We start from the raw sequence: 13,533 nt of genomic DNA, 5'->3' as shown, positions 1-13,533 counted from the left end.
ATACAAAATTGGAGAAAGAAAAAAACAGATAAAGTATTTTGCCATATACTTTATCTGTTTTAAATTTTTTGACGCTTATAATTTTAAGCTTTTTTATCGCGTGGTGGCCATATGAAGTAACTTATTGCGATGATTAAATCTATTATAATTACAATTGTCCATAAATTAATGACATCATCCATTGCTTCTGTACGTTTGGGGTCGTGAATGATAAAAATAATAAGATGTAATATACCAGTTCCTAAAATATAAGATATTAAGTGTTTAACCCAGCTTTTTCCGTATTGTTTAGCATAAGCAATGCCTTTTGGCTTATAAGGTTTTGGACCTTCTTTCATAATAAAATACTGAAATCTTTCATCCGCCCATTGAATCATACTTTTACCGAATACAATTGAAACTGCAATGTACACTGCTGCAATAGCGTGAGGTAGTTCTGCGGTAGCACCGTGGTATAAATCTAAACTTGTTGAAACAAGCAATATTAAATCTAGCACGGGTGTTAATGCTAAGAAGAATAAACCGAGATTTTTACGTTTAAATATATATCTTGTAACCAAACCTAATAAGATAACTACCCAAAATGCGATTTCACAGAAGATAATAAGCCAGACAATAAAGTTCATGATTTGTCCTCCTTCGTATTCGTTAAAATATGTATTTCAGTACGAATAATTTTTTCAATATCGTTTTATTAGAAAGTATGTACAAATCATCATCTAACGTATTTTGACCATATATAAAACATTTTAACATAGCTGTATACAATAAAAGTATCAAAATAAAATAGTTTAAATGTCATTGACTTTAGTAATACCAATATCTATTATTGGGTTAAGAAACGAGATTTTACAATTTCTTAACAAACTTTACAAAAAAATAATATTCGAGGAGGTTTAAAGAATGTTCAATTTTCTAAAGCCAGCTAAACATATTGAACCTTTACCTAAAGAAGAGGTAGACGATACGTATAAAAAACTGAGACTCCAAGTATTTATTGGGATCTTCTTAGGGTATGCAGGTTATTATTTATTACGTAAGAACTTTTCACTCGCGATGCCTGCTTTAATTGATGAAGGATTTAGTAAATCAGAATTAGGTTTTGCCTTATCAGCTATTTCAATCGCTTACGGATTTAGTAAATTTGTTATGGCAACCATTAGTGACCGGAGTAATGCGAGAATATTTTTAACTTTAGGACTTGTATTAACTGCTATTGTTAACTTATTGATGGGTTTTATTCCTGTCTTAACATCAAGCGTTACGATTATGTTTATCATGCTATTCCTAAACGGTTGGTTCCAAGGTATGGGATGGCCGCCATCAGGCAGAGTGCTTGTACATTGGTATAGTGTGAGTGAACGTGGAAGTAAGACTGCAATTTGGAACGTTGCACATAATGTGGGTGGCGGGTTAATGGCTCCACTTGCTCTATTAGGTATCTCTATCACAGGTACACTTTCATTTGGATATTTAAAAGGATTCGAAGGGGCATTTATTTATCCAGCAATACTCGCACTAATTATTGCTTTAGTGTCATATATTCTTGTTAGAGATACACCTCAATCGATGGGATTACCACCAATTGAAGATTATAGACAAGATTATCCAAATGAAAACAGAGAAACATTAGAAGTAGAACTGACAACTAAAGAAATATTGTTTAAATATGTACTAAATAATAAATGGGTTTGGATGATAGCAATTGCAAATATATTTGTTTATTTTGTAAGGTATGGTGTGCTTGATTGGGCTCCAACTTATTTAAGCGAAGAAAAAGATTTTAATTTAAATGCATCTGGTTGGGCTTACTTCTTATATGAATGGGCAGGTATACCAGGTACATTATTATGTGGATATATTTCAGATAAAGTATTTAAAGGTAGAAGGGGACCAGCTGGCTTTATATTTATGTTAGGTGTAACAATAGCCGTTGTTATTTATTGGCTAAATCCTCCTGGAAATCCATTGGTGGATAATATTGCTTTAATCGCAATAGGCTTTTTAATCTATGGACCAGTAATGTTAATTGGCTTACAAGCATTAGACTATGTACCTAAAAAAGCGGCAGGTACTGCAGCAGGACTAACAGGTTTGTTTGGCTATTTAGGTGGTGCAGTTATGGCTAATATTATCATGGGTCTTGTTGTAGATAACTTAGGATGGGATTCTGGTTTCTTATTGTTAACAATTGTAAGTGTGTTAGCAATGTTAAGCTTTATATTCACATGGAATAAACGTGGACAAGAAATTGTAAAATAAAATACTATAAAATATATAATACACTCTAAAAGATGAATGGTTTCATTTTTTAGAGTGTATTTTTCATTATCTAATAAAACAAAAAATTCAAAAAATATAAAGAATTTAATTTCAATTTATTGTAAAACAAGTTAAAATATTAATGCTAAATTTAGCAATGCTTTTAAAAATAAAAAAATATTTTATTAGGAGTTTTTGGTATGAAAAATATATACGAAATCAAATACTTTAAATACTCTGCAACTAAATATAGAAATCATAATGGATTATCTTTCTTTGTGGTGTTAAAAGGGCAAGTTATGTTGACCATCAATTCTGAAAGTACAACTTATCGAGAAGGAGAAATGTTTTTATTGAAGCATAATGAATGTTATAAGTTGGATGTTTCTGAAGGAAATATCGTTGTACAAATACATTTTTATGAATCACTACTTGATAACCTTATTCCTGAATTATTAACTAATCAATTCCAATTGAAAAACCAATCAGAAACGATTCAACTGAGAGAGCAGTTAATTCAACTTTGCAGTATATATTTAACAAAAGATGACGATAAAAATATTAAAATATTAAAAACATTACTATATATAGTAGAGAATATAAAAACGAGTTTCGAATTTTCTTATGATATGGACACAATTTCTCCTGAAGGTTTACACCCTGTCATCGAAGAAATCAAGAACTATATTTATATTAACTATAATGAGAAAATCACTATGAACACTTTTACATCTAAATATCATTTATCGGAGTCTTATTTTTCAAAAATGTTTAAAGAACAAATGGGTATGAATTTTAAAGATTATTTAACGGATATTAGGTTATTGAATAGTATTTACGATTTGATTCATACAAATGAAAAAGTCATTGATATATCAGAAAAACATGGATTTTATAACGTGTCAGCATACATTAGCTCATTTAAATTACATTATGGTATAACACATAAAAAGTATCGAACAATGTTTCAGAGTGAAAACACGAAATTTGCAAGACAAAATTTTTATAACGAAATAGACTACGAAAAGAAACTAAGTATAGATGAAATTAAATCGTATCTAAAATATTTTAAAACAACATATATAAATACAGATATTCAACAAGATAAAGAAATGTTATTGTTAAAATAAAAAGGAGACAAGAAGATGATAGTAGCATATATTGCTATGATAATGTTAATTATCATAGCGGTGACTTCTATAATAAAAGACATAACAGATAATAATGAAAATAAGAAAAAGAACCTTTTACCAAGTATAGCTATGTTGCTTGGAGGTATTATCATGCTTGTTTATAGTTTAGTATATTTGAGTTGAACACATATATGAAGTTCTATGTAGCAAGACGAGGTTCACGTGCAACATTTGATTTCCCTTTAACATACTCAGTCCAATTAAAACCACCGATTCAACTAATGAATCGGTGGTTTGCTATACATTTATGATTGTGAAATATATTTTTTAATAACTTCTTTATTTTTTTCTTTGAAAATATCGTTGTGGCTTGATACACGGCCGCCTGCCTGTGCTTCAGGATCTATATAACTTTTAGCTAAGTTTGCTGCATTAGCTGCGTCATTGAAACATGATGCGATAAGGTGTGCTTTTGCATCGTGTTTAAGAATATCTCCAGCACCAAAGATACCTTGTACTGACGTTTGTGTATTACCTAAGCCTTCAATAAAGAAATCATTTACTAAGTTAACTTTTGTTTGTGCATTGTGTAGCAATTCAGATTCACGATCGAAACCATGACTAATAATCACTTCTTCAACTGGAATCACTTCTTGTTCTTTCGTTTCAACATGTTCTAACACAACTTCTGAAATAACAGGTTTATCTGGCTGACTGTTTAACTGTTTGATGACCATACTAGGTTTCTTAATAACGTCTAATTTTTCTAGGAGATTTTTCATGTGTTCGTGACCTGATATTTCTTCTTTTCTATAACAGATTGTAACACTTTTAGCATATTCAGATAGGTCACAAGCCCAGTCTAGAGCTGAGTTCCCAGCACCTGAAATTAATATATGTTTATCTTTATATTTTTGGATAGATTGTACAACATAGTTTAAGTTTGATAGTTCAAAACGCTCTGCACCTTCTATATCAAGTGTAAGTGGTTTAATAATTCCGCCACCGACAGCAATAATTATAGATTTTGAATGATATTCATTGTCTTTATCTGTGGATATTATGAAATGTTGTTCTTCTACTTTTTGAATGTCTACTACTTTTTCCCCTAAACATACTTCAGGATTAAAATGTAATCCTTGTTCTACTAGATCTTGTATAACTTCATAACAAGGTTTTGGAGCAAGTGCACCAATATCCCATATAACTTTTTCTGGATACACATGCATTTTCCCACCCAATTTATCTTGGAAATCAACAATTCTTATGCTCATTCCTCTTAATCCCGAATAGAAGCTTGCGAACAAACCTGCTGGACCCCCGCCAATAATCGTAACGTCTGTTATATTCATAAATCATGATTCCTCCTATTTTTCTACTTACGAGTATTATCCTACATCTGCAAATGATAATCAATATCATTGAATAGATTGTAATAATTTAATAAATAAAAAATTACCCACTAAAGTTATAATTTAGGTGGGTAATTTCGAATATATAATATTTTATTTTCAGTTAAATCCTAAAAATTATTCAACTGGGAATAATTTTTCAATTGTATCTAAGTTTTCTTTTGTTAATTTTACATCTAAAGTTTTTAAATTATCGATGACTTGGTCTTTACGTTTAGCACCTGGAATAATAACATCTAATGATGGTTTTGTTAAATAGAAAGCAAGTACAATGTGTGCAACTTCAACATTGTGTTCTTTAGCAATATCACGTAATTTATCGACTTTTTTAAGATTTTCTTTAAATCGTTCACCTTGGAATTCTGGATTATCTGCTCTTAAGTCATTAAATGTTGTATTTTCATCATATTTACCCGCTAATAGTCCAGAAACCAATGGGAAGTAAGGGATAAAAGTAATATTGTTTTCTGCTGTATAATTTAAAATTTCTTCGTTTTCTCTATTTAATAAGTTATATTTTAATTGTACGACATCAACATGTCCATCTTTATTTGCTTCTTTTAATTGTTCTAAACTAAAGTTTGAAACACCAATTGCTTTAATTTTACCTTGTTCTTTTAATTCTTGTAGTGTTGCTACTGCTTTATCTTTTGGTGTGTCTTCATCTGGAAAATGTATATAATATAAATCTATATAATCAGTTTGTAATCTTTTTAGACTATTTTCCACTTGTTCTTTTAAAAATTCAGGGTCATTGGAGAGTTTTGTTTCATCGCCGTCAAAATAATGAGCACCCTTAGTTGCGATTACAACATCTTCTCTATTGTATTCTTTGACAACTTCTCCAACGAGTTCTTCAGAACGACCTGGTCCATATATAAACGCAGTATCTAGAAGGGTAACACCATTTTCAATTGCTGCTCTCACAACATCTTTACCTTGTTCTTCATCAAGATTTGGATATAAATTGTGCCCACCAACAGCATTTGTACCTAAACCAATTGGATTAACTTTGATATCTGTTTTACCTAATTTTGAAAGCTCTGTCACAAAAATCACTCCTTATCTTTTATATATATACCTTATCATTTAACTAAGACTTATTTAAAGGTTAATGCTTAAAGCTACTGCCAATACAAAAAGAGAGTCTGGAACAATTATTTATGACCCAGACTCCTTTAATTAATTTTGTTATTAAAACTCTTCGTATTCTGCTGGATCTTGGTCTTTTAGTCTACCATCAGATTTAGTTAAATTGTCTATAGTGTGTAAATCTTCTGATTCTAAGTAGAAGTCGAAAATATCAAGATTTTGTATTTGTCTTGCATTTGATGTCGACTTAGGAATTGGAACTACACCATTTTGCACATGCCATTTTAATATAATTTGTGGAATTGTTTTATTATATTTTTCTGCGATTTGTTCGATGTTTTTATCATGAATAACTTCTGATGCACGACCTAACGGGCTCCATGCTTCAGTTATGATGCCTTTTTCTTCATGATATTTAATAGCATCTTTTTGATTAAAGTATGGATGCAGTTCAATTTGATTAACAGCCGGTAGTACACCTGTTTCTTTTTCTAAAGTTTCAAGATGTTCTGGTAAGAAGTTACAAACACCAATTGATTTTACCAGTCCCATTTTTTGAGCTTCAATTAATGCCTTCCAAGCTTCTACGTATAAACCTTGTTTAGGATTTGGCCAATGAATTAAATATAAATCAATGTACTCAACGCCAAGACGGTATATAGATTCTTGAATTGTTCTACCTGCTTGCTCATAACTATGATAGCGACCAGGTAATTTAGAGGTAACAATAATTTGATCGCGACTAACATGACTTTGCTGCATCGCTTTACCTACAGTACCTTCATTTTCATAGTTATATGCAGTATCTAATACTCTATAACCATTGTTAAGTGCATTTACAATTGCATGAACACCTGATGCGCCATTCAATTTATATGTACCAAAACCGACTTGAGGTATTACGTGTCCATCAATTAAATTATAATTTTCCATGAAAAAACGCCTCCAATATTTTTATGTTTACTATATATCAAACTATATCATATTATAATAAATAGATTGAATTTTTAGATTTCAAAAATAAATAAAAGTCGGTAAAATTCTTTTAAAAAAACTTCTTGAAAACGTATTGAATTCACTATAACTTTGTAGTAACATGTATCTCATTGCGTAAGACAGTATAGCTATGAGCTAGAGGTCATATTATGAAGTAAAGAAGGGTTAGTATGGAACGCGTATGTGTCATTTCATTAAGCATTATAGATGCGATATTGATACTCATGTTGTTGCTGTTTAATACATTTATTATTTCAAATATTTATGTGTTAACAGTTTATACTTTAATCATGGTACTGGTTTCTGGTTATATAGTGTATTTAGCTATAAGTATGAAATGCGATCAATCTATTAATCAATTTGATCAATTTGACCAAACATACAAATAACAAAAAGAATATAAAGCAAATAATGATTAAAAGTTATAGCAATTGAGCCACTGTGCTCAATTGCTTTTTATATGTCATAATTTATTAAAAATTTGTAAAATTCTTTCTTAAATCTAGTAACATACATAGGTTATGCATGGTATAATGATGTTGTTTTTAATTAATCATAAAGGTGGACAAATAACGATGTTTTTAATCATCAATATAATTGGTTTGTTAATATTCATTGGAGTCGCTTTTCTTTTTTCTAGGGATAAGAAGAATATTGATTGGAAATCGGTTTTAATACTTATTGTTATTAACTTAGTATTAGCATGGTTCTTCACTCAATTTTCATTCGGGGCAAAATTTGTTAAAAGTGCGGCAGATGGCGTGTCATGGTTATTAGAGTCTGCATTCTCAGGTATTGGGTTTGCATTCGACAGTTTTGTAGCACCGGGACCAGGAAAAATGGATATGGCAGTTTCTGCTTTATTACCAATTCTACTTGTAGTACCAGTATTTGATATTTTAATGTACTTAGGTATATTACCTAAATTCATCTCATTCTTAGGTTTAGTCATTTCAAAAATAACAAGACAACCTAAATTTGAATCATTCTTCTCAATTGAAATGATGTTTTTAGGAAACACAGAAGCTTTAGCAGTATCATCTAAACAATTAACATCTATGAATAAAGTGAGAGTATTAACAGTTGCAATGATGTCTATGAGTTCCGTTTCAGGTGCAATTGTTGGTTCTTACATACAAATGATTCCGGGAGAATTTGTATTAACAGCGATTCCATTAAACATCATTAATGCAATCATCGTTACAACAATATTAAATCCATTTGATTTAGATCCAGAAGAGGATGTGGTAGCTGAAATAGACGAAGGAGAAAAACAACCATTCTTCTCATTCTTAGGAGATTCAGTTATTAACGCCGGTAAATTGGTATTAATCATTATCGCATTCGTTATTGCATTTGTGGCAATAGCAGACTTGATAAATAAATTATTAGGCATTATGGATCCTATTCCATATTTACCAGAAATAAGATTAGAGTATATACTTGGTATCTTTATGTATCCATTTGCATTGCTATTAGGCTTGCCGTTCGGAGAAGCTTGGGTTGTAGCACAACAAATGGCGCTCAAAATTGTAACGAATGAGTTCGTAGTTATGAGCACTATCAGTAAAGAAATAGGTGAATATTCTACACATAGAGCTGCAGTTATCAGTACATTCTTAGTATCATTTGCTAACTTCTCTACAATTGGAATGATAATTGGTACTTTAAAAGGTATCGTTAAAGATGATGTATCTAACTTTGTTTCTAAATATGTGCCAATGATGTTGTTATCAGGTATATTAGTATCACTATTAACAGCAGCATTCGTCGGATTATTTGCTTGGTAAACTTAAATAAGCGATAATCTATTTAATAAGTTAATTTTAAAAGCAGCAAGCACTTATAGTGTACTTGTTGCTTTTTTTAATAAGGAGGACAAACCGTGATTAAACGTATTTTAGATATTTCTGGTATATGTTTATGGATTGCTACTCTATTAATTATATTGATTAATTATCCTTCGTTGCCTAGTGAAATTCCAAGTCATTATAATGTCTCAGGCGAAGCGGATGCTTGGGCTATAAAAGCCTTTATTTTCTTTTTACCAACTTTAGGTCTAATAATCTGGGGAGTATTACATTTCATAACACGTGGGACTAAATTGGATCGGTATATAAATGTTTCTACATTATATGGTCCACCGAGTAACGAGCAGATTTCAAGTGCTAAGTTTTTAATAGATGTTCTGAAATTTGAAACAGTAGCCTTATTTTCATATCTAGCTATTAAAGATATATATATATAGCATACGGTAAGCCATTTAACCTAGGAATGTGGGAAGCAATAATTATATTGGGTATATTTGGTGTAACAATTTTATTATCTATGATACATAACTATGATTTAGATAAGAAGAAAAAAGAAGAATAGGTGATGGAATGATTCAAGAATGCACTTGGCCTAAAAGCGACTTAATGAAAGATTATCACAAAAATGAATGGTGTAGGGTGAGTAAAGATGACCAATATATATTTGAAATGCTATCGCTAGAAGGCGCTCAAGCAGGATTGTCATAGGAAACTGTCATTCAAAAACGAAAAGATTATCAAGAAGCCTTTCATAACTTCGATATAAAAAAATGTTCCGAACTAACAGACAAAGAAATTGAAGACATTAAAGAACAATATAATATCATAAAACATATGGGAAAGTTAAAGTCCGTTCGAAACAATGCAGTGCTAGTGATAAAACTTCAAGAAGAGTGGGGCAGTTTATCTAACTTTTTATGGTCTTATGTAAAAAATGAACCTATAATAAACGAATGGAAGGATATTAATGAAGTACCTGCAGAATCAGAACTATCCATTCAACTTAGTAAAGACTTGAAAAAGCGTGGATTTAAGTTTGTCGGCCCAAAAATCGTATATTCTTTTCTACAAAGCATAGGCATAATTGATGATCATATTATAACTTGTCCTTTCCATACTTATAATAGATAAAATTAGGGAGTGGGACAGAAACCTTATTTTAAAAAAACAGTTCTTACAATATAACAAACGAGTCTGAAACATTAAAAATGTTCCAGACTCGTTTTATTTATCTTTTTTGTTTCCAAGAGAAAAGAAGAACTATATTAATTCGTTATTTGAGCATTTCTAATAAACGCATCTCCATCGACCATTTCATCATCATTTTTCAGCATAAACAGCCCGAATATACCTGCAACCATTACGATGACAGAAATAATGATAAATGTATAATTGTAACCAACAGCATCTCTTAACATACCTAATGGTGTAGAAAGTATTACTGAACCGATTTGTCCAGATATTTGTAAACCTACTAGATATAGTGTTGCTGATAACTTTGGATCGAAGTGTAATGTGATATATCTAAATGCCGGTAACATAAATAATGGTACTTCTAACGCATGCATCATTTTAATCATAGACATTAAAACAGTACTATCGGTAGCAGCGCTTAAACCTATTCTAAGAAACATGACTGAAACGCCAAGCATCAATGTAGGTTTTACTCCTATTTTCATCATGATAATAGGAACAACCCCCATCATTAAAGCTTCACAGAACACTTGAATAGCATTTAAATTACCATACATAGTTTGCCCAGTTTTTGGATCATCAAATAGTTTTGTATAGAAATCTGGGAACATTTGCCCATCATAAATACCGTAGAAAGTAGCTGTAAACATAATGAACAACATTACAATCCACAGATGTTTCATTTTAAGTGTCCTCATGAAGTCTCGAGCTGATGGTATAGCATCGTCCCCAGGATTATCTCGTAAATTTCTAATTTTAACCTTCTCACTTTTAGATCTCCAAAAAATAAGAATTAATAATAGTACTAAAGCTATTAAAGAACCTAACCAAAAATTAAGCTCAGGATCTATAACAAACAAATGACCTGCAACTAAAGCTGATATCGCATATCCAACAGAACCCCAAGCTCTAGCTTGACCGTATTTAAAATTAAATAAACGGCTTAGTTTCTCTGAAACTGTTTCGTAAACACCAGTTGCAGAGAGGAATCCAGCAGAAAGGAAGATAGAACCTACTATTACACCAATAAAGAAATGATTTTGAATCAAACTTTTATATACTAAAGTAAAAAATGGACCAACTAATACAGACATAGAAGCACAGAAAATAATTAATGTTCTTTTAATAACAAGCTTGTCTTGTATTATTCCATAACCAAATAAAAATAAAATTGTTACAAATGAGTTTACTGAATATATTGTACCGATTTCTCTACCTGATAATCCTAAACCATTATCTTCTGATGCAAGCCAAATTTGGAATAGAGACCACCAAATAGACCATGATGCAAAATATAAAAACATTGTCATAGAACTTTGTAAATAAGAAACATTTTGGAAGTTTTGAAAATACTTGTTCATACCAGTTCTCCTCTTTAACTTTATTTGAAAACGTTTTCGTTAAAAGTATTATATATTTACAATAATCTAATGTCAACCGGTTGACATAAATATAATATTAGCCTTGATTCCAAATAGTAAAGAGGATATATGTATAAAAGGAGTGAGTAAGAAGGGGGTTAAAGAGGGAATAGAGTATAGCGGTTTATGATTTTACAATGGATAGTGTTATAATACATTCAAATATATATTTGAATGAGGTGTGTTATGTTTCAGACAATAATAACTGCTACAGTGCTTTATGTTGCTACTGCAGTTGATTTATTAGTAATTCTTTTAATTTATTTTGCTAAGGCAAACACTAAAAATGAATATAAAGATATTTATATTGGACAATATTTAGGTTCTCTCATATTAATAATTGTGAGTTTATTTTTAGCATTTGTATTAAATTATGTTCCAGAAAAATGGATTTTAGGTTTGCTGGGTCTAATTCCTATATATTTAGGTATTAAAGTAGCTATTTATGATGATTGTGAGGGAGAAAAAAGAGCCAAGAAAGAATTAAATAAAAAAGGTTTATCAAAATTAGTTGGTACTGTAGTTTTAGTTACGGTAGCAAGTTGTGGTGCTGATAATATCGGGCTTTTTGTTCCATATTTTGTAACGTTAAATAGTATTGAATTGTTAACCACTTTGTTAGTATTTGTGACATTAATTTTTATTTTAGTATTCACAGCTCAGAATTTAGCAAATATACCTGGAATTGGTGAAGTTGTAGAGAAATTTAGTCGTTGGATTATGGCTGTTATTTATATAGCCTTGGGAGTATTTATTGTTATTGAAAATAAAACTATTTCAACATTGTTAAGCTTTATATTATGATAAAGGATAGTGATTTAAATGGATAAAACAATTACTTGTGATGTGATTTGTATTCATGAAGAGAAAGTTGAAAATGCTATGAAGTTTATAAATGAAGATAAATCACAAAAATTAATTAATACATTACTAAAGATAAGTGATGAAAACAAATTGAAAATTATATTAGCTTTAATTCAAGAAAAAGAGTTGTGTGTATGCGATTTATCGGTAACATTAAATATGAGTATTGCATCTACCTCTCATCATTTGAGAAGTTTATATAAAAATGATGTACTTAATTTTTATAAAAAGGGGAAGATGGCTTACTATTTTATTAAAGATAACGAAATAAAATCATTGTTATTACAACATTTAATAATTATAAAATAAAAGGCTGAGACATATGTCTCAGCCTTTAGTTATAAACAAGATTATTATTCCGATACTTCTTTAAATTGTTTTATTCTGTCGCCAATTTCATCTCTGACGCGTTGAAATTCTGACCAATCTTTACCTGCTGGATCATCAAATCCCCAATGTTCTTTTTTTGACACTGGCTGGTATAGTAGGGCAGTTATTATCTGCATCACTACATAATGTTACTACTAAATCAGATTGTTTCAGGATATTATTATCAATTAAATCAGACGTTTGTTCTGAAATATCAATGTCTACTTCTTTCATAGCTTGAATTGCCTTAGGATTTATACCGTGCGTTTCTATACCAGCAGAATATACATTCCATCCTTCACCTAGTAAAGATTTACCCCAACCTTCAGCCATTTGGCTACGACAAGAGTTACCAGTACATATAAAATAAATTGTTTTGTTAGTCATAATTATTGTCCTCATTTTTAGTATATAGTAAACATTAGGTATAAATATATAACCTAAACTATTAATAGAGTACCATCTATATAGGTATAGGTCTATGTTAATTGTTTGACTTGCAATGTTGGAAAATCTAATTTATAGTTATTATATCAAAAAAAGTTGATGTAATAGCTATATTAAATATATATAAGGGAGGAGTGTGTTTTATGGAAATTATTAAAACCAATTCAAATTTAGATGACGAAGAACAATTAGATTTTTATGAAAATTTGTTTAACGCTCTTGCTGACAAGATTAGACTTAAAATATTGAAATCTATAAGTCAAAGTACTTCCAAATCTTTATGTGTTTGTGATTTAGAGGAATTATTGAATTTGAAACAATCTAAACTTTCTTATCATTTAAAGAAATTAGTGAATGCGAATATTCTAATTGCTGAAAAGCATGGTACTTGGAATTATTATAAAATTAATGAAAAACAAATACAGGTAGTATTAAATGAAGATACTTGTTGTAAGATACTTTAAGTATCTTCTTTTAAAAACAATTAATCAATTTTTCTTGATTTATATATCAATAAAAATTGATTAATTAA

Annotated in this window: 14 protein-coding genes and 2 pseudogenes; 10 read left to right on the top strand and 6 right to left on the bottom strand. The window is 30.1% G+C overall.

From position 1 onward, the window contains the following. Window positions 1-83 precede the first annotated feature (83 nt). Window positions 84-626, bottom strand: coding sequence for a hypothetical protein (locus CD135_RS08585; RefSeq protein ID WP_070045496.1), 543 nt, complete (start codon window positions 624-626; stop codon window positions 84-86). A gap of 277 nt (window positions 627-903) precedes the next feature. Here CD135_RS08585 and glpT point away from each other — a divergent pair, with 277 nt between their 5' ends. The 3 genes from glpT to CD135_RS13005 all read left to right on the top strand — a co-directional run bounded on the left by glpT (window position 904) and on the right by CD135_RS13005 (window position 3,578). Next, the gene (gene glpT / locus CD135_RS08580) at window positions 904-2,262 is read left to right on the top strand and encodes a glycerol-3-phosphate transporter (protein WP_016998432.1); all 1,359 of its coding nucleotides are present in this window, start codon (window positions 904-906) and stop codon (window positions 2,260-2,262) included. Between the two features lie 200 nt (window positions 2,263-2,462). Further along, on the top strand, window positions 2,463-3,392 hold the full coding sequence (locus tag CD135_RS08575) for an AraC family transcriptional regulator (protein ID WP_070045500.1): 930 nt from the start codon (window positions 2,463-2,465) through the stop codon (window positions 3,390-3,392). Window positions 3,393-3,407: 15 nt separating this feature from the next. After that, on the top strand, window positions 3,408-3,578 hold the full coding sequence (locus tag CD135_RS13005; RefSeq protein WP_016998430.1) for a hypothetical protein: 171 nt from the start codon (window positions 3,408-3,410) through the stop codon (window positions 3,576-3,578). Between the two features lie 122 nt (window positions 3,579-3,700). On the opposite strand, the gene CD135_RS08570 is transcribed toward CD135_RS13005, so the two are convergent. The 3 genes from CD135_RS08570 to CD135_RS08560 form a co-directional block, all read right to left on the bottom strand. Further along, window positions 3,701-4,741: an NAD(P)/FAD-dependent oxidoreductase gene (locus CD135_RS08570; protein WP_103269259.1), complete on the bottom strand. Its 1,041-nt coding sequence runs from the start codon at window positions 4,739-4,741 to the stop codon at window positions 3,701-3,703. A 183-nt stretch (window positions 4,742-4,924) separates the two neighbouring features. Continuing rightward, window positions 4,925-5,857 (bottom strand): aldo/keto reductase, encoded by a 933-nt coding sequence (locus CD135_RS08565; protein ID WP_103269244.1) that lies wholly within the window; start codon window positions 5,855-5,857, stop codon window positions 4,925-4,927. A gap of 144 nt (window positions 5,858-6,001) precedes the next feature. After that, the gene (locus CD135_RS08560; RefSeq protein WP_070045503.1) at window positions 6,002-6,832 is read right to left on the bottom strand and encodes an aldo/keto reductase; all 831 of its coding nucleotides are present in this window, start codon (window positions 6,830-6,832) and stop codon (window positions 6,002-6,004) included. A gap of 233 nt (window positions 6,833-7,065) precedes the next feature. Here CD135_RS08560 and CD135_RS08555 point away from each other — a divergent pair, with 233 nt between their 5' ends. The 4 genes and pseudogenes from CD135_RS08555 (at window position 7,066) to CD135_RS08540 (ending at window position 9,837) form a co-directional block, all read left to right on the top strand. Beyond that, complete coding sequence (locus CD135_RS08555) at window positions 7,066-7,284, top strand: hypothetical protein (protein WP_016998426.1); 219 nt, start codon at window positions 7,066-7,068, stop codon at window positions 7,282-7,284. A gap of 186 nt (window positions 7,285-7,470) precedes the next feature. After that, window positions 7,471-8,685: a NupC/NupG family nucleoside CNT transporter gene (locus CD135_RS08550; RefSeq protein ID WP_070045517.1), complete on the top strand. Its 1,215-nt coding sequence runs from the start codon at window positions 7,471-7,473 to the stop codon at window positions 8,683-8,685. A 95-nt stretch (window positions 8,686-8,780) separates the two neighbouring features. Beyond that, window positions 8,781-9,143 (top strand): DUF1648 domain-containing protein, encoded by a 363-nt coding sequence (locus CD135_RS08545; protein WP_245942530.1) that lies wholly within the window; start codon window positions 8,781-8,783, stop codon window positions 9,141-9,143. Between the two features lie 133 nt (window positions 9,144-9,276). After that, window positions 9,277-9,837, top strand: a pseudogene (locus CD135_RS08540) (DNA-3-methyladenine glycosylase I). 134 nt (window positions 9,838-9,971) lie between these two features. On the opposite strand, the gene CD135_RS08535 reads toward CD135_RS08540, so the two are convergent. Further along, window positions 9,972-11,261: an oligosaccharide MFS transporter gene (locus CD135_RS08535; RefSeq protein WP_016998422.1), complete on the bottom strand. Its 1,290-nt coding sequence runs from the start codon at window positions 11,259-11,261 to the stop codon at window positions 9,972-9,974. Between the two features lie 246 nt (window positions 11,262-11,507). Between CD135_RS08535 and CD135_RS08530 the strand changes: the two genes are divergently transcribed. Together CD135_RS08530 and CD135_RS08525 are read left to right on the top strand one after the other, a co-directional pair. Beyond that, complete coding sequence (locus tag CD135_RS08530; protein ID WP_070045508.1) at window positions 11,508-12,125, top strand: CadD family cadmium resistance transporter; 618 nt, start codon at window positions 11,508-11,510, stop codon at window positions 12,123-12,125. Window positions 12,126-12,143: 18 nt separating this feature from the next. Continuing rightward, window positions 12,144-12,494 (top strand): ArsR/SmtB family transcription factor, encoded by a 351-nt coding sequence (locus CD135_RS08525; protein WP_064205337.1) that lies wholly within the window; start codon window positions 12,144-12,146, stop codon window positions 12,492-12,494. Between the two features lie 44 nt (window positions 12,495-12,538). Here the strand turns inward: CD135_RS08525 and arsC are convergent. Beyond that, window positions 12,539-12,941: pseudogene (arsC, locus tag CD135_RS08520) on the bottom strand (arsenate reductase (thioredoxin)). A gap of 203 nt (window positions 12,942-13,144) precedes the next feature. Between arsC and CD135_RS08515 the strand changes: the two are divergent. Next, window positions 13,145-13,465 (top strand): ArsR/SmtB family transcription factor, encoded by a 321-nt coding sequence (locus tag CD135_RS08515; protein ID WP_016998420.1) that lies wholly within the window; start codon window positions 13,145-13,147, stop codon window positions 13,463-13,465. The last annotated feature ends 68 nt before the right edge of the window (window positions 13,466-13,533 follow it).

This window comes from Mammaliicoccus lentus (assembly GCF_002902755.1).
In the GTDB taxonomy this organism is placed as follows: Bacteria; Bacillota; Bacilli; order Staphylococcales; family Staphylococcaceae; genus Mammaliicoccus; species Mammaliicoccus lentus.
The sequence above is the reverse complement of the archived record's forward strand: the minus strand, read 5'-3'. Positions and strand labels throughout refer to the sequence as shown.

Coding starts and splice junctions, on each gene's coding strand:
- CD135_RS08585 (WP_070045496.1), bottom strand. CDS start 626: ATGAACTTTATTGTCTGGCTTATTATCTTCTGTGAAATCGCATTTTGG.
- glpT (WP_016998432.1), top strand. CDS start 904: ATGTTCAATTTTCTAAAGCCAGCTAAACATATTGAACCTTTACCTAAA.
- CD135_RS08575 (WP_070045500.1), top strand. CDS start 2,463: ATGAAAAATATATACGAAATCAAATACTTTAAATACTCTGCAACTAAA.
- CD135_RS13005 (WP_016998430.1), top strand. CDS start 3,408: ATGATAGTAGCATATATTGCTATGATAATGTTAATTATCATAGCGGTG.
- CD135_RS08560 (WP_070045503.1), bottom strand. CDS start 6,832: ATGGAAAATTATAATTTAATTGATGGACACGTAATACCTCAAGTCGGT.
- CD135_RS08555 (WP_016998426.1), top strand. CDS start 7,066: ATGGAACGCGTATGTGTCATTTCATTAAGCATTATAGATGCGATATTG.
- CD135_RS08550 (WP_070045517.1), top strand. CDS start 7,471: ATGTTTTTAATCATCAATATAATTGGTTTGTTAATATTCATTGGAGTC.
- CD135_RS08535 (WP_016998422.1), bottom strand. CDS start 11,261: ATGAACAAGTATTTTCAAAACTTCCAAAATGTTTCTTATTTACAAAGT.
- CD135_RS08530 (WP_070045508.1), top strand. CDS start 11,508: ATGTTTCAGACAATAATAACTGCTACAGTGCTTTATGTTGCTACTGCA.
- CD135_RS08525 (WP_064205337.1), top strand. CDS start 12,144: ATGGATAAAACAATTACTTGTGATGTGATTTGTATTCATGAAGAGAAA.
- CD135_RS08515 (WP_016998420.1), top strand. CDS start 13,145: ATGGAAATTATTAAAACCAATTCAAATTTAGATGACGAAGAACAATTA.